We start from the raw sequence: 21,940 nt of genomic DNA, 5'->3' as shown, positions 1-21,940 counted from the left end.
TAGATTCTGCTTGAGAAATCAGCCCTTGTCCACTAAAATAGAAGATTAGAGGCTCTTAACGTCAGAAGAAGCGACAAAATCGAGATTTGTTACCTTTTCAACAGCAAGTTTTTTAGAGGAATTTCCCTATTTCATAATGACTACTCTACACGGTAATTGGCTGATTGGTTCGCAAGATAGTGTTTTTTTTCTTTGGGGTGAACAGTGGCAAGGGAAGGAATTAAGTGAAACAAAAGAAAATCATCCTTTTTGTCTAGAATCCGAGGCATTAGCCCAATTTATCGAGAAATTTTCTCCTCAGATTGACCGCTATTCTCCAGAATCAATCAAGCTCAGTCTGCCTAGTTATTCCCCCCCTAGGAAAAAATATTTTTTACCGCTGCTGTCTGGGCAAATTCTCGAACCCACAGCTAAATCCTTGTCTTGGCAACCATGGCAGATATCAGGATTAACTTTTTCTGCGGGGATGATAGTGCGGTTATGGGAGAAATTACCCCTAGCTAAGGCCGAATTTATCGGCAATGATCTACGATTTTGGCTGTATTTGCACCGTTGGAGTTTAGATTTATTAGCAAGGGGAAAATTTTTAGCGGGAATAAATCAGGGTGAAAGTTGCTGGTATCCCCTGCTAGATAGTACCATCGATCGCACTCGTTTAGCTAAGTTTATCCAAACCATCCCCCCGGTCTGTCTTGCCTATCAAGAAAATAGCGAACCACAAACAATTATTCTCGATTGCTTAAAAAATATTGTCGATGCTCGTTTGCGACAAAAGATAGATAGTAGTGTTAATATTTCCCCCTCATTGATGGTGAAACCTTGGCTACAATCTTTAAGCGGTGATCATCATGATATTGCTTTAGAAGCCAAGAATTTACAGCGTCTAGAAAATGCTTATCATAACTGGGTGTTTCCTATCCAAGAAAGTTTAGTTAATGGCAATAATCGCCAATTAATCGAGAATCAATACCGTGTTTGTTTATGTTTACAACCTCCCAGTTTAGGGACAGCGTGGAAACTCACCTATTATTTACAAGCGTTAGATGATCCCGAATTTCTCATTAGTGCCAAGTTGATTTGGTTAGAGGGGAAAGAAAGTTATCATAGTTATCAAAGAGTTGTCAATAATCCCCAGGAAATTCTCTTAAAAGGATTGGGATTAGCGGCGCGATTGTACGAACCGATTAGAATTAGTTTAGAGCAGAGACACCCGGAGGAATGTTCTCTTGATTCGATCGAAGTTTATCAGTTTATTCGCTCGCTCGCTTGGCAATTGCAAGATCAGGGATTAGGGGTAATTTTGCCCACGGGTTTAACTGCCGGTAGTAATGAACAAAGATTAGGAATTAAGATTGCTGCCACCGTCACCCCCAAAAAAGGCGAAAGATTAAGTTTAACCAGTTTGTTAAACTTTCAGCTTAAATTAGTGGTAGGGGAACAGGAAATATCGAAAAAAGATTTTGATAAGTTATTAGAGAAAAAATCGCCAGTGGTGGAAGTGGGAGGCAAATGGTTAATCCTACAACCTACGGATGTCAAAGCAGCTCAGGCAATTTTAAATAATACCATCACTCCCCTGAATCTCTCGGTGGAAGATGCTCTGCGCTTGAGTTCAGGAGATAATAATCTAATTGCTAAACTGCCGGTAGTTAATTTTCAAGCGGAGGGATCATTAAAGGAATTAATTGATAATTTAAATAACAATCAAGGGATTCAATTAATCAACCCACCGCGGGAATTTCGGGGAGAATTACGTCCCTATCAACTCAAGGGAGTTAGTTGGTTAGCTTTCCTAGAAAAGTGGGGTTTAGGTGCTTGTTTAGCCGATGATATGGGTTTAGGAAAAACCCCGCAATTAATCGCTTTTTTACTAGCATTAAAAGAAGAGGATATGTTAGTTAATCCCGTGTTAGTGGTGGCTCCCACTTCTGTGGTCAATAACTGGGAACATGAGTTAAGAAAATTCGCTCCCACCCTGGCGGTTTTTGTGCATCATGGCGAAAAAAGATTAAAAGGTCAAGCTTTTGCTCAAGAGGTAAAAAATAAATCGGTTGTTATTACCAGTTATCCTTTAATCTATCGTGATCTCTCCACTTTAGAAGCAGTACAATGGCAAGGTTTAGTTTTAGATGAGGCTCAAAATATTAAAAACTCTACGGCTAAACAATCCCAAGCAGTGCGAAAAATACCCGCAGGATTTCGGATTGCCTTAACCGGAACTCCCGTAGAAAATCGCCTGACGGAATTGTGGTCAATTTTGGATTTTCTCAATCCCAATTTTTTAGGAACTCAAACATTTTTTCAGCGTCGTTTTGCCCTTCCCATTGAAAAATACGGCGATCAAGAATCCCTGCATAATTTACGTTCCCTTGTCCGTCCCTTTATTTTACGGAGATTAAAAACCGATAAAAATATTATTGAAGATTTACCAGAAAAACAGGAAATGAATATTTTTTGTGGTTTATCGAAAGAACAGGGACAACTTTATCAACAATTAGTCGAGACAACCCTCCAGAAAATTGAAGAAACTCAAGGAATTCAGAAACATGGATTAATTTTAACCTTGCTAATGCAACTAAAACAAATTTGTAATCATCCCGCCCATTTTTTGAAAGAAAATAGTTTAGAAACCAGTCAAAGATCGGGAAAATTATTACGTTTAGAAGCCATGGTAGAGGAAGTGATAGCAGAAGGCGATCGAGCTTTAATTTTTACACAATTTGCCGAGTGGGGAAAACTCCTACAAACCCATCTCCAGAAAAAATTAACCGAGGAAATATTATTTCTCTCTGGTTCTACCAAAACAAAAGATCGGGTAGAAATGATCGAGCGCTTTCAAAATGATCCCCAAGGACCGAAGATTTTTATTCTCTCCCTGAAAGCAGGGGGAACAGGATTAAATCTAACCCGCGCTAATCACGTTTTTCATATCGATCGTTGGTGGAATCCGGCCGTAGAAAACCAGGCCACCGATCGCGCTTTCCGCATCGGACAAAAACGCAATGTTCAGGTGCATAAATTCATCTGTACGGGAACCCTAGAGGAACGCATTAATGAGATGATCGAAAGCAAGAAACAATTAGCGGAACAAACCGTAGATGCTGGGGAAAATTGGTTAACAGAATTAGATACCGATCGCCTGCGAGATTTATTATTATTAGATCGATCGGCAATTATTGATGAAGAAGAAACCGATTAGAAGCGAACCACCTGATAAACCGTGGAACCATTCTCAAATAGGGGCTGATAGTAGATACCGCTACAATTGTAATAAAGCGTATTGTCAGCCGTAATTGTGGTGCAGCCGTCTGGGATATAGGTGACAATTGCGCCGATGGGAGGGGCCACCACCGTGTAGGAACTGCCGCTAGGCTGAAGATAGATGCCGTCCGAGTAAATGTAGGAAGTGGAACCCACATAGACGGTATTGTAGTAGGGGGGGAGAGTGGCGATCGCTGAACCGATGACTAAGCCAGTGGTCAACCCCACCCAACCCCAACCCGGGGGGACGTAATAACCGCCACCGTACCAACCGCCACCACGCCAGTAACCGTTGCGATTATCGTCAATAAAGTTCTGACGGTTCTGTTGGCGATCACCAACCTGCTGCTGCCGTTCACCCTGTCTTTCGCTGCGTTCCCCTTGACGGATATCGGTTCTTTCGCTGCGTTCCCCCTGCCGTTCCCCCTGTCTTTCCGTGCGTTCCCCTTGACGGTTTTGTTGACTGGTTTGCCGTTCACCCTGTCTTTCCGTGCGTTCCCCTTGACGGTTTTGTTGACTGGTTTGCCGTTCACCCTGTCTTTCCGTGCGTTCCCCTTGACGAGTTTGTTGATTAGTTTGTCTTTCCCCCTGTCTTGCGCTGCGTTCCCCTTGACGGGTTTGTTGATTAGTTTGCCGTTCTCCCTGTCTTCCAGAAAAATCTCTAGAGGGTTGGGAACGATTACTAAAATTCCCTCGGTTTTGCAGATCACTACTGCGGTTGACCCGTGGGGAAGCTCCACCACCGCCACGACTACCACCACCACCGCCACGACTACCGCCACCACCGCCACCGCGAGCGTCCACATAATCCGTTACCAGTAAACTTGTACCCAAGAGGAGGGCGGCAAGAACACATAAGTTTTGACGTAAAGATCTTTTCATAGCTCGGACTCCTTGATTTTTTTATTCGCCTTGGCTGCTTATCTTCCCAGATTATTTTCTGCAAGCGTTCGACGGTTTCTGGTGCAAAAAAAAACGCTCTCCTGTTTCTACACGAACTCTGGCGGGAACATTTTCTATAATAAATCTGGGTTGGGTTCATAATTAATATCGCTCTTCTGGGACTTTTGAGAATGTCCCTGTCAGAACAGAATCGGCTTAATTCTTCTGAGAACATCCTGGAGCAACTGTTCTGGACACTTGCCGATAAAGCTCGCTTTTCTCGCTCGGAAGTCCAACGATCGCAGTTGATCTACCATGATAACTCCTGTCACCACCTCTCCATCTGGAATCTTGACGTAGAAAGGGTTCTGGCGTTGCGTATTGCTCACCGGGCAGACAAAGGCAAAACCAATCTTGCGATTAAAATCAATATGGCTTACCACCAGTGCTGGACGATTACCCATTTGCTCATGGCCAATTTGTGGGTCAAAGCTCAAACGCACGAAATCTCCACGTTCTGGAATGTATGTCACCAAACCTCCTCTCCCATTGGCCGTCCCCAATCCACTTCTGGCTCCGGTGATTCAACAACCTCAGCCAGTAGTTCTTCTAGGCTTAACTCAGGCAAGGCTTGAATTAGCTCAATTACTAGCTTTCCGTTTTCCACAGAACATTCAACAACGTCATTGGGATTGAGGTTTAGTGCTTCCACCGCATACTTGGGAATCCGAATCGCTAAAGAATTACCCCAGCGTCCAATCTGCGACTTCATGATCCCACCTCGAATTCGTTAGATATTCAAAGTATATCAAAACGCTGATTTAGGGGAATACCGACAAGCGATCGCATTTTATGAACGGGCTTTATGGCGGGGATTGATTATTTCTAGGGGGTAGAAGTTCGATCCCGATCGACTCTGACCCCGGTTGGAAAGTGAAAGTATCGGCGGAGGTACTGGGATTAAAATTCCAGTCGGATAATATTGCCGTGTACTGGGGTGAACCGGGTAGAGTTTTATAGGTAATAATCGCTTTCCTCAGTAGGGGGGTGGCATCCTGCGTGACCCAGATTTGATAGTCGCGATCGCTACCGAGCAGCAGCAGGTGATACATCGGTTCGCGGTTGACCATGTCGTTGCCGATAAAAATAATTTGCTTGACATCGGCCATTAGCTCTGCACAGGGATCGTTCGCTGCCAGATTTGACATGGGAATGCTGATCCCGTACCTTTGCTCTACTTGGTCTAAGGCTTCATCTAGAGTATTTGGTGCTGGTTTCGTGACGTATAGATCCCGTTCCAGATCCGCAAGGGTGAAGGTTTTACCGTCGTAAAAAAAGCGGGTAACTCGTTCATCCCCAGTGTAGTCCGAGCGCAGGCGATCGGGTTTCTCTACCCAGATGTTTTGATAGGCACTGTACTGTACTTTCGCCCCAGAGTCGAGTATATCGTCATAGGTGACATCCATATTGACGGTGAACGATCGCTGTTTGGTTAAATTAGCACAGAGTTGCTCGATCACCTGTTCCGCCGTTTTTGGGCGGATTTCCTGGGATAGAGTCGGTATTTCCGCCAAGACTCCTGCGGCAGTGACCCAAGGCAAAAGTAAAGAAAGAATCGGCATAAAGCGACGCATAATCATCTAATATTCTCCAAGGCGCTGGATTGTTTTGGTTAACGACCATTGTGTAAACTGACTAAACGAGCGATAAAAACGGCGGGATAGAGAACTCCAGTCATTCCTTCTAAATTGGCTAGAACTCTAGCGACTTTACTGGTAGGAACTATATCACCGTAACCAACCGTGGCCAGGGTAGTAAAGCTGAAATGAAGTAGATCCGCCTGGTTGACGGTTTTAGCGGCGGAGCTAAAGGAATCGGGTTCAAAAATCTGGACGATACTATAAGCGGATGCCCAGAAAAATCCTAGGAGAAAATAGACACAAATTCCCCCTTTGATGATATCGGATGTTACCTGTTCGGCGAGAATTAATTCTTGTAAAATCGAGTACACGCATAAACTAATAAAAGCTAGAGAAATTAATGTACTAGACAGATCGAACCAACCGGTTAAATCCCTATAAATAGGGATAATCGTGCCGAATACTCGCAGGATGAGGGCAATTACAAACAGACCGCTATTAAATCTTAAAGCCAATTTACTGCGATCAATCTGATAGACGGCGATGATCAGAGAGAGGGAGAAGAAAAAGAAAACTAGCAAATCTCCGAGGGGTAGATATACTAAAAACGGGTAAATAATGTAGAGCGAGAGCAAATTTGCCAGCAGCCGATTGTATTTATTTTCCGTTGCCCGCATCAATTGACGAAATTTCATAGCAGCGAACCTTTAATTGGTAATATTTCCTCCTGCTAATTAATTTTAAGGGTATTTATCTCCTATCTTCTTTCTAAATTTTCTTGCTTGAATAAACAGCGAGTTTCTATCTATTAGCCTCTAGAAGACTATTATAGACGCTTGGTAAGAGCGATCGCTATCAAAAAATGGCAAACTTAGACTTATAGATAGAACTTTTCGGTAATTTTTTTATTAAGAATTGACCATAAATTTTAAAAAATATTGCGGATAACGAGAAACCCCTATTTCTTTCAATCAAGGAAAAAAGTCAGAGTCTGACGTTATTAACCCATAAAAGCCAAAAAACTCTACAATTAAGATTAGTGAGGTATCCTGCATATTTACAAGAGAATAACTCTTAATAATACTTAATAATTTTTAATAATTTCGCTATCCCAAATCAGACAAAATGAATATCAATTTACAGCCCCTGATCGAGACGATTACTTTTCACGATATCGATGAACTAGGGTCGCGGATGAGAGCTTTTCGTTGGGACATGGTTCATCGACCGATCGAGGCGGGAACTTTCGAGGGGGAACTGTTCGTAGCTCAAGTCGGGGGCATACAATTCGCCCGACCGATTTACAATCGAGGAATTCGTTCTCAAGGGGATTCTCCTCCCGGGACAATCACCGTCGGGATACCCTTGTCTACACCCCGAGTCTTCAAGTGGCACGGGTATTCTTTATCGTCGAATTCCGCTCTCTTGCAGAAAAGTTCCAGGGGGATCGATATGCTTCGATCGGGAAACTTGCCCCTCGCTCTGGTTACTATCGATAACGATTCTCTGTTTTCCCAGGCCGAACAAACCGATCGGCTCGGGGTAGCATCTTTAATTACGGATTCAACCCTGGCAATTCAACCAGAGCCGACTGTCCTGAGACGATTCCGCTCTCATTTAAGATATATTTTTGAGCTTTTCTGGAGACAACCCCAGACAATTCTAGAGCCAGCTATGCAATCGCTGATCCGAGAGGATTTTATCTCTCTGGTTCTAGATGTACTCGATTCCCATCAAAACGATCCGCCGCTGCGCCCTTCAATACGACATCCCTACATTAAGCGAGCAGAGGAGATCTTACTGGACAATCTCGATCGCCCCCTCTCGATCCTCGATCTCTGCCAAGAACTGCACATCAGTGAACGTACCCTCCGTTACGGTTTTCAGGAATGTTTTGGCCTGGGACCGGCGACTTATCTCAAAATTCAACGTCTTAACGGGGTACGACGACAACTAAAAGCGTCTGCGGGTCAAGGAATTACCGTTAGTGCGATCGCCCTACAGTGGGGATTCTGGCACATGGGTCAATTTGCCAAAGATTATAAGAAAATGTTCGGTGAGTGTCCGTCGGCAACTTTGCGAGATAATTCTTAACAAAATAAAAGTTAGATTTGCAGAATTTTGATAGTTTCTCCGAGCCTGCCAACGTTAAATATTAGTAGTAAACGAGGAGCAATTCTCTGAAAATCTCACGGGTTGACGCACAGAAATTAACCCCAGAAGAAACAGGAGAACTCGCTCCACTGCGAGCGATAATGACCAAGTACCGCGCCAAGAATTAGAATTAGTGAGAACTTTGGTCACGGAAAAAGTCAAGGCGGGACAATTAAGGCTTAATTATCTTTAATCGTCCCCGAAGAGCCAATTTTAGAAAACCTTAACGGGAAAAACTATCATGTTGACAAAAACTTTCAGCCTTCTCTGTGTCGGTTTAATCCTCGGACTGACCTCGATAGGGGTTGTTGCCGCTACTAAAGATCAGGCTACAGAACTTCCGAAAAACTGTCAGTACCTCAAGGAAGTAGCCACTAATCAGACCCATATCCGCAAACAGATCGATGCCATAGGAAAGAATAACTTTAACACCGATTTCGCCGTTCCCTCTGGGGTGAAATTTGCCTCTTTTAAAGGGGTCATGGTTCCCGAAAACGATGGCAAATACGGAGTAACGATCAATCTCAAGTATCCCGATAATTCGGTTAATAGTGCCTTCCAGAAAAATGTCGAAATGAAACGGGGTGAAACCTATTCTTTACCCTTCCAATCACCCACGGGTAGACAGCCCTATCAGATTAATTTGAATATTAACGGGATGAATAATAACGCCTACACAATCGCAGTAATGGCCTGTAAATAGCGAGCGCTTTTATTGATAACCCTCTGGAGAGACGATGAAAAATGCGATCGCTCGCTGACGGGAAAGTTTTCCGCCAGGGCTAAAGGTCGAGGTAGCTTTTGAGACGACTACTTTCGTCGATATAGTGATCGCTGATGTCAAGGATAACACCACCGAGGCGATCCTCCACGCCATCATCGGTAGAAGCGGCTAGGTCCGGTTTCTGACCGATTATGATGACTTCTCTGTCGGGAATTGTTGGTTACATACCAAATTAAATAGAGAAAAAGGCAAATGATCTAGAATGAAGAGGTCGTATATGATTGAAAAATCATGGCAGCAGTAACCTCAACAGTAGTCAAAGAAAGCTTGGAAGTCAAATTAGATGAATTGTTTAAGAATTTAACACCCCCAGAGGGTTGCTTCTCTGACAGGATTTCCCTTCATCCTTGATGCTCTATCTGCACTGAATACAATTTAATTTGCTAAAAGACCCATACTTTTTCTGGTAACACGACCCGCCGAAGCTCGGTTATCGCGTAAGCAATAGTGGTCGAGATCTGTTTGTTGTGGCTCAGTTTTTGAGAATTGTCTATATACAAAGTCAGCCTTTATCCGATCGCACTTAAGCGAGGGACTTCTGCTGACACTAAGTTAAAATTATAAAAAGCTCACACTCCCGGAAAGCCATTTATTTTCTAGAATAGAAGATTCCCTGGATTATTTTTGCGGGAGGCAATCGGTGATTCTCAATTTTTCCCTAAGGATTGTAGCGGCCAAAGGCAGACTATTCTGTAAGTTTTCACTCTACAAAACCTATCGGGTGGTCAGTAGCGCCCCCGTCGATGTCCTCTGGCAAAAATTAATCAATGTGGCCGATGTCTCTTGGCATCCTTTGATCGCCAAGGCTGATGTTCCCTTGGGTTTAATCGCTAAACCGGGGTTAATCTATCAAGCTGTCACCCGTCTGACTCCCATTCCTATCCGGGTTTTCGTGGAAAATGTCCGCCCCGGGGAACTCCTCAGCCTCAGAGTTCTCGCTATCCCCGGCATGGAACAAAAAATGACCTACCAAGTGGAATCAACCCTCTGTGGTACTTATATTTCCTATTCTGTCACCCTGCGCGGTTGGCTGTCCCCCTTTATCTGGTGGTTAAGTCGTCCCTATTTAGCCAAAGTCGCCGCCCAACTAGCCCACGCCGCCGAAGAATTAACGGTCTAAAAAAAATTCCCCTCCATTGTGCTAATAAATAATCTGCCAAGGGTCAAGATCTAAGTCACAATGGTATATGGATAGACTTAAACAAAATTTTAGTCAGCTACATTGGTACATATAGTCTACTGATATCATCCCGACGAGTTGAGCGCAACAACCTCAATCCGCCGGGATGAACTATCTCTAGAGACTTTACTGATGAAGTAAGCTCTACAGGAGGGAACTATGGGGGAATTAAACACAGCCGAACTTCTAGTTAAATGTCTAGAGAATGAAGGGGTCGAGTATATTTTTGGGCTACCCGGGGAAGAAAACCTCGATGTTTTGGAAGCCCTGAAAAACTCCTCGATCAAATTTATCACCACCCGTCACGAACAGGGCGCGGCTTTTATGGCCGATGTCTACGGACGCTTGACGGGAAAAGCGGGGGTTTGTCTCTCCACCTTAGGACCGGGGGCGACTAACCTGATGACAGGGGTAGCCGATGCTAACTTGGATGGGGCGCCCTTAGTGGCCATCACCGGCCAGGTGGGAACCGATCGGATGCACATTGAATCCCATCAATACCTGGATCTGGTGGCCATGTTCGCCCCAGTGACGAAATGGAATAAACAGATCGTGCGGCCAGGTATCACCCCAGAAGTGGTACGGAGAGCCTTTAAAACCGCCCAAAGTGAGAAACCGGGGGCAGTTCATATCGATCTTCCTGAAAATATCGCCGCTATGCCTGCCGATGGTAGTCCTTTGCCCCTCGACAGTCAGGAAAAAGTTTACGCTTCCTATCGGACTTTGAATATGGCGGCGGCAGTGATTTCTAAAGCCAAAAATCCCTTGATTTTGGCGGGAAATGGGGCAATTCGCGCTAATGCTAGTGAGGCTTTAACGGAATTCGCCACGGCCTTGAATATCCCTGTGGCTAACACTTTTATGGGTAAGGGGGTGATTCCCTATACCCATCCTCTGGCTCTTTGGGCGGTAGGATTACAGCAACGGGATTTGATTAGTTGTGCCTTCGATCGCAGTGATTTAATTATTGCTGTTGGTTACGATTTAATCGAGTATTCGCCGAAAAAATGGAATCCAGAGGGGAAATTACCGATTATTCACATCGGCATGACTCCGGCGGAAATTGACAGCAGTTATGCCCCGGTGGTGGAAGTGGTGGGTGATATCACCGATTCTCTCATCGATATCCTCAAACGGGCCGATCGCCAGAATAAACCAACTCCTGTCACCGCGGGATTAAAGACGGAAATTCGGGCTGATTACGAAACCTATGCCAATGATACGGGTTTTCCGATCAAGCCACAAAAATTGATCTACGATCTGCGTCAGGTGATGGGACCGGAAGATATCGCTATTTGTGACGTGGGCGCTCATAAAATGTGGATGGCGCGCCAGTATCACTCCGATTGTCCCAATACTTGCATTATTTCTAACGGTTTCGCCGCTATGGGTATTGCTATCCCTGGTGCGATCGCCGCTAAGTTAGTTTATCCCAATAAGCGCATTGTGGCGGTGACGGGGGACGGCGGTTTTATGATGAATTGTCAGGAGTTGGAGACAGCTTTGCGGGTGGGAACTCCCTTCGTCACTCTCATTTTTAATGATGGCGGTTACGGTTTAATCGAATGGAAGCAGTTAAACTATTTTGGGACATCTTCTTTTATTAAGTTTGGTAATCCCGATTTTGTTAAATTTGCCGAAAGTATGGGATTAAAAGGCTATCGGGTGGAATCTACTCAGGATTTGATCCCGACACTAGAGGAGGCTTTCCGGCAAGATGTCCCTACGGTGATCGATGTTCCCGTCGATTACGGTGAAAATCTGCGTCTTTCCCAAAAATCGGGCGATTTAAGCTGTCAGATTTGGGAATAGAAGTTGATAGCGGCAAGCAACCCCCAAAAAAAATCCCCTAACTAAATCTCAGTTAGGGGGAAGTAATTAGGTTGGCTTTGGTAACGTTAGAAAACCCAATCTAGAACAACCATTCTAGAACCGCCTCATCTTTAGTGTTGGTATTGCGAGAGGGGGTTTCCCGGGTAAATTTCATGTGGATAGAACGATTTTGTTCACCATCGGCGGCCACGGCCATAATCGGATAATCGATTAAACCATCTTGGAAGGACATCTGATAGCGGAAAGTGCCATCGGGATTGAGTTTAATCGGACGACCACCGATAGTTACGGTGGCATCGGGTTCGGTGGCACCATAGACGATTAATTCGGCATCGGCAACTAACCAGAATTTGCGCGGACGTTGTAGGGTTTCCGAAGCACCCATACCGATACCAGATGCAGTCATGCCGATACCGGAAGCGGTTAGTCCCGATACCGTGGGAACTGCCCACATACCCACCCCAGAGGGGAATACATAAGAACTGATCACTTCCGACATCGGTACGGAACCGGCGACGTGCTGCATGGAACCAAACAAGGAACCGGCCACCCGTAGGGCCTCGATGTCGCCGACACTCTCGAAAATTTGGTCGTAGATGGGGCTAGTTCCCGTGGTTCCGGCGCTGCTGCCGTAGCGTTTGCTGGGGGGAACGAGTTCGTAAACAGTTTTGCCCACCAGTTCTTCTTCCCAGTTAACGGTGACAAAAACATCTTCAATCCAGTCGGAAGGATAGACGGGAGGAATCCGCACTAAAGGAGAACGGGCCAAAACTAACCAACGACCATCAGCACAACGATAACCGATATCGATAACATAATCTCGATCGCTGACCGGGATCGGTAAATACCATTCCCGGGCCAATTCATCACAGAGATATTCTTGGACACTGTGGGCGCCTTGGCTATTGAGATCGATATCGGTGACATCATAAAGACGCAGGGCTAACTGTTGTCCCCCTTGACGACGTAGATCTTCTTTCGATTCGTTGGGGATATCCCAGTAAGCATAGGCCCACTGAGGATCGCGAGGTAGGAGGGTAATGCGATTTTCACCGTAGCCACCGGGCAGATCTCCTAAACCATCATCCACTGAACCTAGGATATCTTCGATCGGGTTAGCTTGACCTAATTCAAATTTTGCTGCTTCCACTGGTTTTTCCTCTTTAATAGTAGATTTAAAATTGCCGCTTACTCCCATAGCTTGGGTAATTGCCTCGATTAATTGCGTTTTCCGCATCCGACTGTAACGAGAGATGCTGTATTGACTGGCAACTCGTCGTAGTTGCCGCAAGGTCATCTCATCTAAGGGGGGGTATTCTGGGACCATGAGTTGACACTCTCCGATTAGTTACGACGGCAAATGTTTTTGAGCATTTGCAAAAGCAGTTATTTGGGTAATCCTTCTAACTACTCATCGATTGCTGTGTGAACGAGAGATCCACTCGATGGGGATCAAGGGGATCGCTTGTTATAAATACCTATTAAACAGTAAGATTCCGATTTTGACCAAGTACTTTGTCATGATTTCTTGATAAAACCGCCAAACCCTTGATCCCCAAGAGATTTTCATGTCAGGAAGTTTTGATATGCTGTGCTGCCTTGAAACTGCATACGGGAATTTTAGTACAAATGATCGATGCTACCCACTGTTTACTTAACAGTCTCCACTGATTACTGATCACTGATTACTGATTACTGATCACTGATCACTGATTTGTACTCCGATCCCGATCGCCTGTAATCTGATATTGAGACTTTTAGTTAAGGAGACTGAACCGCTTGGCTACCCGTGTGATTATTGTTCGTCATGGACAAAGCAGTTATAATGCAGAACAGAAAATACAAGGTCGCAGTGATGGCTCGGTTTTGACGGAAAAAGGCCATCTGGACGCGGAAAAAGTAGGAAATGCCCTCAGTCAAATCGATATCGCCGCTTTTTACTGTAGTCCTCTCCAAAGAGCCAAATCTACTGCTGAGGTGATTCAGTCTCGTTTAAATAACTCTCCCGTCATTCAACCCACTCCGCAGTTACTAGAAATCGATCTGCCTATCTGGGAAAATATGGTCAAAGAGGAGGTAAAAGCTCAATACCCCCAAGAATATCGGGATTGGCAGCAAAAACCTCACGAATTTAAGATGATACTGCCCGATGGTCAAGAACATTATCCCGTTCTCTCTCTCTATCAACAGGCCCAGGATTTTTGGCGAGAAATTATTCCCCAACACGAGGGCCAAACTATCCTCATTGTTGCCCATAACGGCATTAATCGCTGTTTAATCCTCAGTGCCATCGGTATTCCGGTTTCCTTATACCATTCCCTGCAACAATCTAACTGTTGTGTTAATGTTCTCAATTTTACGCGTAATTTTGGTGATCCTGTTCAGGTGGAATCCCTCAATCAAACGGCACACCTAGGGATAGCTTTACCCCCACCACGTCCTCCTTTCCAAGGATCGAGGCTGCTGCTGGTGCGTCACGGAGAAACCCAATGGAATCGGGATAAACGTTTTCAAGGTGTGCGCGATATTCCTCTCAATGATAATGGCAAAGCTCAAGCTGAGAAAGCCGCCGAATTTCTGCGAGAAACGGCGATCGATCACGCTGTCACCAGTCCTTTGTCCCGTCCCAAGGAAACTGCCCAAATTATCCTGCAATATCACCCCAATGTCACCTTAGATACCCAAGTGGATCTGACAGAAATCTGTCACGGACTTTGGGAAGGTAAATTAGAGGAGGAAATTGAAGCGAGTTTCCCCGGGATGTTAGAAGACTGGAAAAATGCCCCGGAAACCGTGCAAATGCCGGAAGGGGAGAATTTACAGGAAGTTTGGGATCGAGCGATCGCTTGTTGGCAGCAAATCGTTAAAACCTATAGTAATAGTGATCAACCTAAGACAATTATGGTAGTAGCTCACGATGCCATTAATAAGGTGATTCTTTGTTATTTATTGGGTTTAAAACCCGCCAATTTCTGGAATATTAAACAGGGAAATGGCGCGGTTAGTGTTATCGATTATCCCAAAGGAGTTGACTCTCAACCGGTCCTGCAAGCAATTAATATTACCTCTCATCTAGGAGCGGGAATACTCGATCGCACGGCAGCCGGCGCTTTATAACAGTTATCGGTTATCAGTTATCAGTGGGTAAGTTAACAGTTATCAGTATTCAGTATTCAGAAGATTGCTTTTATTTATTCTTCCCAATTCATAATTCATAATTACGGCTAACTAGAAGCTAAGTACCTAAGCAAAATTAATTACACATTTCGATAAAGCTTTTGCCTATTGCCTATTGCCTATTGCCTATCTTCACTAGGAAATTTATTTTGCACGACTACTTAATTGATTCTCAATCTGTCTAACTACCGTTAGTGCCGAATAGCTGACTCCGGCAGTGCCTTCTCCCGGATGGGTGGAATCTCCTACTAACCAAAGATGGGGGATCGGAGTGCGCGTCGCTACGCCAAAAGGGCCAAAAGTGGACAGTCTTTGACCAATACCGCCGACAATGCCCTGATTTCGCCCCGTAAACCGTTCAAAAGTGCGAGGAGTAGCTGATTCGATGTGAACGATGTGATCAGGATTAAGATGGAAATAATTACCGAGACGCTCGATCGCCTCTTGGCTGTATGCTGCTTTTAATTGCTGATAATTATCTTCTCCTTTTCGCCACCAAAGACTGGTATCGGTGAAGGAAGAAGCAATAATCGTCGCTTTTCCCACTGGAGCGCGGCCATCCCCTTCTTTACTCACGGAAACAAACAAAGAGTTATTTTCGCCGATTATGCCATCGTCATCGTAGAGGAATTGCAAATGGGGGGGACAATCGGGGGGAATAGCAGCGCGATCAACTCCTAAGTAAACCACAAAAGCACCGGACGCGGGGGGAAGTTTTTCGATTCTCCGGTGATAAAGACTGGGAATGGCTTCGCGATCGATTAATTGTGGTAAATTTTGGATCGGGATATTAGCGACAATCTCATCGGCCATTTCTGGATGTATTTGACCATTTTTTTGATTTCTGACGATAATTCCCGTGGCTTTTCCTTTTTCTGTCAGTATTTTTTCCACTGTGTGGCGCATTTGCAATTTACCGCCGTATTTTTCCAAAGCTGCTACTAGGCGATCGCTTAATACTTGCATACTACCCTGAAGGTGGGATAAACCTTGGGGAGACTGAGAAACTGCTAAAGCGGTGGCGGCATAAAGTAAAGCGGTTTCATCGGCAGTAACTTGGGAATAAAGCTTTAACTGGAGATCAAGAAAGGTTTTTAGGCGTTTATCCCTCTCTAAGCCGTATAATCGCAGAGCATCTCCCACAGTCATCAAAGTAAAGGGGAAGGTAATGGCAGTATCTAAACGCAAAGCGGCGATTAATTGCCCTAAATCCCACCAGTTGCGCGGGGGTAAAACTGGATCGCGACTTTGAAAACGCCAACTTGCTTGAAAAAGTTTTTGTAATAATTGCCAAAAAGGTTCGCTGCCCGGAAATTGTTTTTGTCTTTCCTCTTGCCACTTTTGCCGATCGCGCCAGACATTAATCGCAGTGGTTTCCCCCGGCAGAAAAACGGCACAAGCGGGATCGCAGGGGACAGAATCGGGTAAATCTATCCCTAATTCGGCAAAAATGCGCTGATGAATGCCCCCTACTTCTAATCCTGCCACTTGAGTTGCCCCCACGTCAAAAGTAAAACCCCGACGGGAAAAAGTCGAGGCACAACCTCCGGGGACAAGCGCCTGATCATATACTGTGACTTGATAACCTCGACGCGCCAATAATGCCGCCGCCGTTAGTCCGCCAATCCCTGCACCAATAACGGTAATTTGCGTCATTTTCTTAATAATTATTTATATTTATTTTTATCCTAACGCTTTTGGCAGTCCGGAGTCAGTTATCAGTTATCAGTTATCAGTTATCAGTTCACTGTTTACTGGACGGCTACGCCGTGCCTTTGGCAACACTGAAAAGCTCCCCACTTCCCCACCTCCCCAATTCATAATTCATAATTCATAATTCCCCCACTTCATAATTCATAATTCATAATTTATAATTCATAACAGTTTACCCGCGCCCCTAGGGTATCTAAAGCCAAAATTTTCACCTCAGAGTTAATCCCCACTTCCTCCCAAGCATTCGTCATCTCTGTGGCTGTTTTTTGGGCATTGTCGGGGTTAGTTAAAGCCAATAGGCTCGGACCTGCGCCACTAATTACCATCCCGTAAGCACCCGCGTTAATGGCGGCTTTTTTCACCTTTTCGTAACCCGGGATCAAAGATTGCCGATAGGGTTGATGCAGTTTATCCTCTAGGGCAATTCTCAGCCAATCGCCGTTACCCGTCTCCAATCCCCGCAATAATAAACCCAAGCGGGAAATATTGAAAATTGCCTCCTGACGGCTAATTTTTTCCGGTAAAACCGCCCTAGCTTTTTCCGTAGCCAGTTCAAAATCGGGAATCGCCAAGACGGGAATGAGATTTTTTTGCCAAAATACTTGACAAATAGCCCAATTTGTGCTATCACCTGCTGATAGCTGACAGTTGCCCCGCAAAGCCGGCACCACATTATCTGGATGGCCCTCCAATGCGATCGCTAATGCTTCGATTTCCCTCATAGATAAAGGATTTCCGGCGCATTGATTAGCAGCCACTAACCCGCCGATAATAGCAGTGGCAGAACTACCTAAACCTCTAGCCAGAGGAACCCCTAAACCGATCTCGATGGCGATAGGGGGCGGATTCTGTCCTATTTTTTGATAAACTTGCAAAAAAGAAGTGTAGATTAAATTATCAGCCCCTTGGCTAACTTTAGCCGATTCAGTTCCCTTGACAATAATGCTGACAGGGTTAGCTGTCGTTGCCGGCAGCAGGGTAAAAGTAAACTGATTATATAAAGTTAAGGCCGCTCCGAGACAATCGAAGCCGGGCCCAATATTAGCAGTGGTAGCGGGAACTGTTACCGTAAAAGTTGTCATCGTTAAGCTTTGGCCTGAAGATAGCGGCGATTTACCTCCTCCCAGTTAACCACATTCCACCACTGTTTTAAATACTCAGCCCGTTGATTACGATATTTTAAGTAATAGGCGTGTTCCCAGACATCATTGCCCATAATTGGCTGTAATCCCTTCATTAGGGGGCTATCTTGGTTAGCAGTGCTGGTAATTTCTAGTTGTCCTGACTTATTTAAAACCAACCATGTCCAACCACTACCAAAAAGTTTAGTACCTGCTTGGTTGAAAGCATTTTTAAATTCCTCGAAACTGCCAAATTTAGCGATTATTGCCGCCCCTATTTCTCCTTTTGCTTCGCCACCGCCATCGGGGGACATAATCTGCCAAAACATCGTATGATTAAGATCGCCGCCGCCATTATTGCGGATAGTGGTGCGAATATCGGCGGGTAAAGAGTCAAGATTTTTAATTAATTCTACTACTGTTTTTTTCTGCAATTCTGGATATTTTGCCACTGCCAGATTGAGATTATTAACGTAGGCTGCATGGTGTTTATCGTGATGAAATTGCATCGTTTCCTTATCAATATAAGGTTCTAGGGCATCATAGCTATAGGGGAGGGCAATAAGACTATAAGGACTGGTAGCGGCAAAAGCGGCAGAGTTAAAACCAGCAAGAGTGGCTGTGCCAAGGGTAGCACCTAAAAGATAAAGAAATTGACGGCGATCAAGAGACATATTCTCAGAGCAGATGTTCTGATTATCAATTATCCTATCGATCGGTACTTCGGGAAAGAAAAGTTTTTATCGACGGACTCCTAAACGCAATCGGCTGCATCCCTATATTACATTTTCGGTGTCAGCAGTTCGATAAACTCACTGACCACATTGCGCCCCCACATTACACAATGACCTCAAATACTTTTTCAGCAAGCCTTTATTACCATAAACGATAAAAACTTTTCAACAAGCGCGGCGGAATTTTTAGATAATAACCAATAATTATTAATTGATTAACTAAGGTAGTTTTGCCAACTCCTAATTTTTGCCAACGTCTTGCTGAGGTAATCACCGGAGCAGCAACTATGGCTATTTTACCCCTTTTTTTCAATCTTTGTATTAATTCAAAATCTTCCATAATTGGCAACTCAGGAAAACCACCCAAATCGGCAAAGATTGAGGCTTTTAAAAATATTCCTTGATCTCCGTAGGGAAGGGAAAGCCAGCGAGAACGCCAATTAACTAATTTTTCCACTAAACGCAGAGTTTTTTCCTCTCCATCAATTTTTAATTCAAAGGCCCCCGCTACTATCCCAGATTGGGATAAAGTATTGATAATTTGTTCTTGATAATTTTGGGAAAGTAAAGTATCTCCATGTAGAAATAACAAAATATCTTCTTTCGCTATTTTTGCTCCTAAATTCATCTGAAATGCACGACCTTTACTGGGGGAAATAATTACTTTCGCCCCCAATTGTTCGGCTATTTCTCTAGTTTTATCGGTACTTCCCCCATCGACAACAATAATTTCTACTCCCGCTCCTATCTGTTTTAATGTTGCGGCAATTCTTAACTCCTCGTTCAGGGTCGGAATGATAATACTAAGATAATTCATCAGGTTTTGTGGTAACTAAAGTCAGAGGATTTAGGGGCGACCATCGGGTAAATTTTCCTACAGATACCGAGGGATTGATTTCGATTTGTAATAACTGTTTTTCCTGTAGAAAAGTTAAACATTGCTGCCAGTTCTTGAGAGTGGCTAAAGCTGGAGTCAAAAGTCGATACCAAATTAGGTTAAACTTCATCTTTATGGGAAACGAAACTCGGTTCTAAGATAGGTGGGACAATGCCGAATATTAAAGGGGACGATGGTGCGCTCAAAACCATCTTCAGCAATAGTAAAATTATCGCAGTGGTCGGGCATTCCGAGAAATCGAGCCGCGCCAGCTATCAGGTGGCCAAATTCCTGCAAGCGGTGGGTTATCGAGTCTATCCGGTCAATCCTATGGTCAAGCAAATTGACGGTCAAAGCTGCTATCCTTCTCTAGAAGCTATCCCTGAACCTGTGGATATTGTTAACGTTTTTCGTCATCCTGATTATCTACCCGAAATTGTCGAGTCAGCTATTGCTATTGGGGCCGCTACCCTTTGGACACAATTGAGAATTTATCACCCAGTGGCGGAAAAAAAAGCGATCGAGGCGGGTTTAAATGTGATTATGGATGCTTGTATCCAGATAGAATATCAGCGTTTATTTCCCTAAAACAAAACCCCACCATGGGTGGGGTTTCGGGTTTAATTTAGGAAATCCTAGAAGGTAAAGGTTCCGCGGAGGGTGCCAATCCACTCGTTACCAGTGCCTTTGAACTGTTCAGGTGCAGAAATCCAGATGACACCGGGGGTGATAGAAATATTGTCGGTGACTTGGTACTTGTAGAACAATTCAACGTGGTAGGGAACGATGTTAGATACTTTTAGACCCATTTCCCGGAAGCTTAAGTGACCGATGTAGGGCTGCGCACCAGCAAATAGACCTAGGATATTTCCTTCTTTACCTAAGTCGGGGAAGGCAATACCAGCACCGTAGGTCCACACTTCCGCGTCACCGAGACCGAGTAAACGCACGGTGGAGTAGGAACCGAAGGCACTCAAGCTGGCGAAACCAATATCCACTGCACCGGTTAAACCGTAGCTGTTGGATACTTTGGCTCCGAAGTTGAAGAAACCGACTTCATCCTGTAGGGTGACGCTATCAGGATCGTTGCCGTTGACGTTGAGCAGGGTATTTAACTGAGTTTGGGAAAGGTTAGCGGCGGAAGTCCCCGTTACACCGAAGGAACCACCGTTACCGAAGATGGCGGTATCGGCACCTTGGTAAGCGTTAACGTAGGTGAAGCCAACGTTGAGGAAGTTAAAGAGGTTAGCGTTAATCTGTGCTAAAGCGGCGTAATCTCCGTTAAAGAGACCATTACCCGGGTTAGGATTGGCCGCAGAACTAGAGCCACCACCACCGGCTAAGTAACCTAAAGATAGGGAGGTCGGACCGACAATGCTTTGGAGGAAGCCTAACTGTAGGCTAACACCGGCCCCAGAACCACCACCGATACGGTAGATGGGGTTTTCGGAAGCGAAGGTCGAAAGCGCACCATTACCACCGTCGAAGTCTTCAAAGAAGGGGTTAGTGGTGGGAACGAAGTCATTCCAAATACCGCCCCAAGCGGCGACGTAGGTGTTGAAGCGACCAAAATAACCTAAGTCAATCGGGGTATAGTAGGCCAACCAGTCGAGAACCACATTGCTACCGTTACCGGCCGCGGTCCAAGTTTGGAATAGGGAAGGGCTTTGCAGATTATCGAATCTGACGGAAGCGGGATCACCATTTTGTAGTGTGGTGGTCGATTTGTAATCAAATCCGAAGGGAGTGGCACTACCCGCCGCTAAACGAGTTTTCAGTACGTCCTGACCGGTGAAGCTCGTGTTTAACAGCAAACGAGCGCGGTATTGCATGGCGGCCTGGGAGGCGGGGCTACCAGCACCGACCGTATCGGTGACAGCGAAGATAACTTCCCCAGCTAATTTGGTGGTGGTGGAGAATTGGTTATTTTCGAGGAAAGACACCCGGCTTTCTAAGTTATCAACTCTAGCTCCCAACGCCGCTAATTCGGCCTGGAACTCATCCATCAAGCGCTTGAGGGCATCTAAGTCTTCCTTGAGGACGTTGACACCATCTTGAATTAAACGTTCCATCACGTTTAAGCAAGCGTTTAAACCAGCGGCAAACTCCCAACGGGTTAAAGCTCGGTCGCCGCGGAAGGTGCGATCGGGATAACCAACAATACAACCATAGCGCTCCACAAGGCTTCTTAGGGCTTCATAGGCCCAAGCGGTGGGGGAAACATCGCGCAGTTGGTTAACGCTGGTGACTTGATCGATGGTGTTGCCCTGTACGGGTGCAACTTGACCTTCGTTACCGTACTGTTCGATCTGATTGAGTAATTCGCCAGTTCCTGCAGCGTTGTCCTGAACTTGAGCGATTTCTAGATTGTTAAATTCGGTAGAAACACTGGTAGATTTGGCGGGATCGAAGCTACTAGCATTGGCAGAAGCTACCAGAGTAGCTCCCAAAATCGCTGGGCTAACCAGCAATGATTTCCAGAACATTCTTAACATGATGGTTTTTTCCTCACACCTTATAGGTTGACTACACAGTTTGACGACGCATATAGCCTTTCTATTCTTTTGCCATTATACACAATTTA

20 protein-coding genes are annotated in these 21,940 nt (G+C 45.0%); 7 read left to right on the top strand and 13 right to left on the bottom strand.

Features of this window, described 5'->3' with window-relative positions:
• Positions 1–136 precede the first annotated feature (136 nt).
• Positions 137–3,199, top strand: coding sequence for a sll1366 family intein-prone helicase (locus IM475_RS14915; RefSeq protein ID WP_287728075.1), 3,063 nt, complete (start codon positions 137–139; stop codon positions 3,197–3,199).
• Here the strand turns inward: IM475_RS14915 and IM475_RS14910 are convergent.
• The 5 genes from IM475_RS14910 to IM475_RS14890 all read right to left on the bottom strand — a co-directional run bounded on the left by IM475_RS14910 (position 3,196) and on the right by IM475_RS14890 (position 6,478).
• Positions 3,196–4,143: a DUF6515 family protein gene (locus tag IM475_RS14910; RefSeq protein ID WP_287728074.1), complete on the bottom strand. Its 948-nt coding sequence runs from the start codon at positions 4,141–4,143 to the stop codon at positions 3,196–3,198. The two genes, IM475_RS14915 and IM475_RS14910, sit on opposite strands and share 4 nt — an antisense overlap.
• A 200-nt stretch (positions 4,144–4,343) precedes the next feature.
• Positions 4,344–4,676, bottom strand: coding sequence for a type II toxin-antitoxin system PemK/MazF family toxin (locus IM475_RS14905; protein WP_287728073.1), 333 nt, complete (start codon positions 4,674–4,676; stop codon positions 4,344–4,346).
• Entirely contained in the window at positions 4,673–4,915 is a 243-nt protein-coding gene (locus tag IM475_RS14900) for an AbrB/MazE/SpoVT family DNA-binding domain-containing protein (protein ID WP_002772118.1), read from the bottom strand. The genes IM475_RS14905 and IM475_RS14900 overlap by 4 nt, the downstream gene beginning before the upstream one ends.
• Positions 4,916–5,006: 91 nt before the next feature.
• Complete coding sequence (locus tag IM475_RS14895; protein WP_287728072.1) at positions 5,007–5,783, bottom strand: DUF2092 domain-containing protein; 777 nt, start codon at positions 5,781–5,783, stop codon at positions 5,007–5,009.
• A 32-nt stretch (positions 5,784–5,815) separates the two neighbouring features.
• Complete coding sequence (locus tag IM475_RS14890) at positions 5,816–6,478, bottom strand: potassium channel family protein (protein WP_287728071.1); 663 nt, start codon at positions 6,476–6,478, stop codon at positions 5,816–5,818.
• A 430-nt stretch (positions 6,479–6,908) separates the two neighbouring features.
• Here IM475_RS14890 and IM475_RS14885 point away from each other — a divergent pair, with 430 nt between their 5' ends.
• Both IM475_RS14885 and IM475_RS14880 read left to right on the top strand, forming a co-directional pair.
• Positions 6,909–7,877: a helix-turn-helix domain-containing protein gene (locus tag IM475_RS14885; protein WP_002800690.1), complete on the top strand. Its 969-nt coding sequence runs from the start codon at positions 6,909–6,911 to the stop codon at positions 7,875–7,877.
• Between the two features lie 301 nt (positions 7,878–8,178).
• Positions 8,179–8,640, top strand: coding sequence for a hypothetical protein (locus tag IM475_RS14880; RefSeq protein WP_287728070.1), 462 nt, complete (start codon positions 8,179–8,181; stop codon positions 8,638–8,640).
• A gap of 9 nt (positions 8,641–8,649) precedes the next feature.
• Here IM475_RS14880 and IM475_RS14875 read toward each other — a convergent pair whose 3' ends face one another.
• Positions 8,650–8,817 (bottom strand): hypothetical protein, encoded by a 168-nt coding sequence (locus IM475_RS14875; RefSeq protein WP_287690346.1) that lies wholly within the window; start codon positions 8,815–8,817, stop codon positions 8,650–8,652.
• A 544-nt stretch (positions 8,818–9,361) separates the two neighbouring features.
• On the opposite strand from IM475_RS14875, the gene IM475_RS14870 reads away from it, so the two are divergent.
• Positions 9,362–9,841, top strand: coding sequence for an SRPBCC family protein (locus IM475_RS14870; RefSeq protein WP_158201537.1), 480 nt, complete (start codon positions 9,362–9,364; stop codon positions 9,839–9,841).
• Positions 9,842–10,060: 219 nt separating this feature from the next.
• A complete protein-coding gene (locus tag IM475_RS14865) occupies positions 10,061–11,713 on the top strand; it encodes an acetolactate synthase large subunit (protein WP_287657202.1) in 1,653 nt (550 codons plus the stop codon).
• A 100-nt stretch (positions 11,714–11,813) separates the two neighbouring features.
• On the opposite strand, the gene IM475_RS14860 is transcribed toward IM475_RS14865, so the two are convergent.
• Positions 11,814–13,061, bottom strand: coding sequence for a DUF4912 domain-containing protein (locus tag IM475_RS14860; protein ID WP_287657201.1), 1,248 nt, complete (start codon positions 13,059–13,061; stop codon positions 11,814–11,816).
• Between the two features lie 452 nt (positions 13,062–13,513).
• Between IM475_RS14860 and IM475_RS14855 the strand changes: the two genes are divergently transcribed.
• The gene (locus IM475_RS14855) at positions 13,514–14,851 is read left to right on the top strand and encodes a histidine phosphatase family protein (protein ID WP_287728069.1); all 1,338 of its coding nucleotides are present in this window, start codon (positions 13,514–13,516) and stop codon (positions 14,849–14,851) included.
• Positions 14,852–15,055: 204 nt separating this feature from the next.
• Here IM475_RS14855 and crtD read toward each other — a convergent pair whose 3' ends face one another.
• From crtD to IM475_RS14830, 5 genes are all read right to left on the bottom strand, one after another.
• Positions 15,056–16,567, bottom strand: coding sequence for a C-3',4' desaturase CrtD (crtD, locus tag IM475_RS14850; protein WP_287728068.1), 1,512 nt, complete (start codon positions 16,565–16,567; stop codon positions 15,056–15,058).
• 212 nt (positions 16,568–16,779) lie between these two features.
• Positions 16,780–17,706: a homoserine kinase gene (gene thrB, locus IM475_RS14845; RefSeq protein ID WP_287728067.1), complete on the bottom strand. Its 927-nt coding sequence runs from the start codon at positions 17,704–17,706 to the stop codon at positions 16,780–16,782.
• Between the two features lie 2 nt (positions 17,707–17,708).
• Complete coding sequence (locus IM475_RS14840) at positions 17,709–18,419, bottom strand: superoxide dismutase (protein ID WP_287728066.1); 711 nt, start codon at positions 18,417–18,419, stop codon at positions 17,709–17,711.
• Between the two features lie 202 nt (positions 18,420–18,621).
• A complete protein-coding gene (locus tag IM475_RS14835; protein WP_287728065.1) occupies positions 18,622–19,296 on the bottom strand; it encodes a TIGR04283 family arsenosugar biosynthesis glycosyltransferase in 675 nt (224 codons plus the stop codon).
• A complete protein-coding gene (locus tag IM475_RS14830) occupies positions 19,283–19,486 on the bottom strand; it encodes a hypothetical protein (protein ID WP_287657193.1) in 204 nt (67 codons plus the stop codon). The genes IM475_RS14835 and IM475_RS14830 overlap by 14 nt, the downstream gene beginning before the upstream one ends.
• Positions 19,487–19,527: 41 nt before the next feature.
• Here IM475_RS14830 and IM475_RS14825 point away from each other — a divergent pair, with 41 nt between their 5' ends.
• Positions 19,528–19,944 (top strand): CoA-binding protein, encoded by a 417-nt coding sequence (locus tag IM475_RS14825; RefSeq protein ID WP_045359092.1) that lies wholly within the window; start codon positions 19,528–19,530, stop codon positions 19,942–19,944.
• Positions 19,945–19,991: 47 nt separating this feature from the next.
• Here the strand turns inward: IM475_RS14825 and IM475_RS14820 are convergent, their stop codons facing one another.
• On the bottom strand, positions 19,992–21,851 hold the full coding sequence (locus IM475_RS14820; protein ID WP_287728064.1) for an iron uptake porin: 1,860 nt from the start codon (positions 21,849–21,851) through the stop codon (positions 19,992–19,994).
• Positions 21,852–21,940: the final 89 nt, after the last annotated feature.

Source organism: Microcystis sp. M061S2 (genome assembly GCF_020245605.1).
In the GTDB taxonomy this organism is placed as follows: Bacteria; Cyanobacteriota; Cyanobacteriia; order Cyanobacteriales; family Microcystaceae; genus Microcystis.
Note: the sequence above shows the minus strand (reverse complement) of the source record. Positions and strands in the feature narration are given on the sequence as shown.

Excerpts from the sequence above, each read along its gene's own strand:
- IM475_RS14890 (WP_287728071.1), bottom strand. The coding sequence starts at position 6,478 with ATGAAATTTCGTCAATTGATGCGGGCAACGGAAAATAAATACAATCGG.
- IM475_RS14835 (WP_287728065.1), bottom strand. The coding sequence starts at position 19,296 with ATGAATTATCTTAGTATTATCATTCCGACCCTGAACGAGGAGTTAAGA.
- IM475_RS14840 (WP_287728066.1), bottom strand. The coding sequence starts at position 18,419 with ATGTCTCTTGATCGCCGTCAATTTCTTTATCTTTTAGGTGCTACCCTT.
- IM475_RS14830 (WP_287657193.1), bottom strand. The coding sequence starts at position 19,486 with ATGAAGTTTAACCTAATTTGGTATCGACTTTTGACTCCAGCTTTAGCC.
- IM475_RS14820 (WP_287728064.1), bottom strand. The coding sequence starts at position 21,851 with ATGTTAAGAATGTTCTGGAAATCATTGCTGGTTAGCCCAGCGATTTTG.
- IM475_RS14825 (WP_045359092.1), top strand. The coding sequence starts at position 19,528 with ATGCCGAATATTAAAGGGGACGATGGTGCGCTCAAAACCATCTTCAGC.
- IM475_RS14860 (WP_287657201.1), bottom strand. The coding sequence starts at position 13,061 with ATGGTCCCAGAATACCCCCCCTTAGATGAGATGACCTTGCGGCAACTA.
- thrB (WP_287728067.1), bottom strand. The coding sequence starts at position 17,706 with ATGACAACTTTTACGGTAACAGTTCCCGCTACCACTGCTAATATTGGG.
- crtD (WP_287728068.1), bottom strand. The coding sequence starts at position 16,567 with ATGACGCAAATTACCGTTATTGGTGCAGGGATTGGCGGACTAACGGCG.
- IM475_RS14915 (WP_287728075.1), top strand. The coding sequence starts at position 137 with ATGACTACTCTACACGGTAATTGGCTGATTGGTTCGCAAGATAGTGTT.
- IM475_RS14865 (WP_287657202.1), top strand. The coding sequence starts at position 10,061 with ATGGGGGAATTAAACACAGCCGAACTTCTAGTTAAATGTCTAGAGAAT.
- IM475_RS14910 (WP_287728074.1), bottom strand. The coding sequence starts at position 4,143 with ATGAAAAGATCTTTACGTCAAAACTTATGTGTTCTTGCCGCCCTCCTC.
- IM475_RS14900 (WP_002772118.1), bottom strand. The coding sequence starts at position 4,915 with ATGAAGTCGCAGATTGGACGCTGGGGTAATTCTTTAGCGATTCGGATT.
- IM475_RS14895 (WP_287728072.1), bottom strand. The coding sequence starts at position 5,783 with ATGATTATGCGTCGCTTTATGCCGATTCTTTCTTTACTTTTGCCTTGG.
- IM475_RS14885 (WP_002800690.1), top strand. The coding sequence starts at position 6,909 with ATGAATATCAATTTACAGCCCCTGATCGAGACGATTACTTTTCACGAT.
- IM475_RS14880 (WP_287728070.1), top strand. The coding sequence starts at position 8,179 with ATGTTGACAAAAACTTTCAGCCTTCTCTGTGTCGGTTTAATCCTCGGA.
- IM475_RS14875 (WP_287690346.1), bottom strand. The coding sequence starts at position 8,817 with ATGATGGCGTGGAGGATCGCCTCGGTGGTGTTATCCTTGACATCAGCG.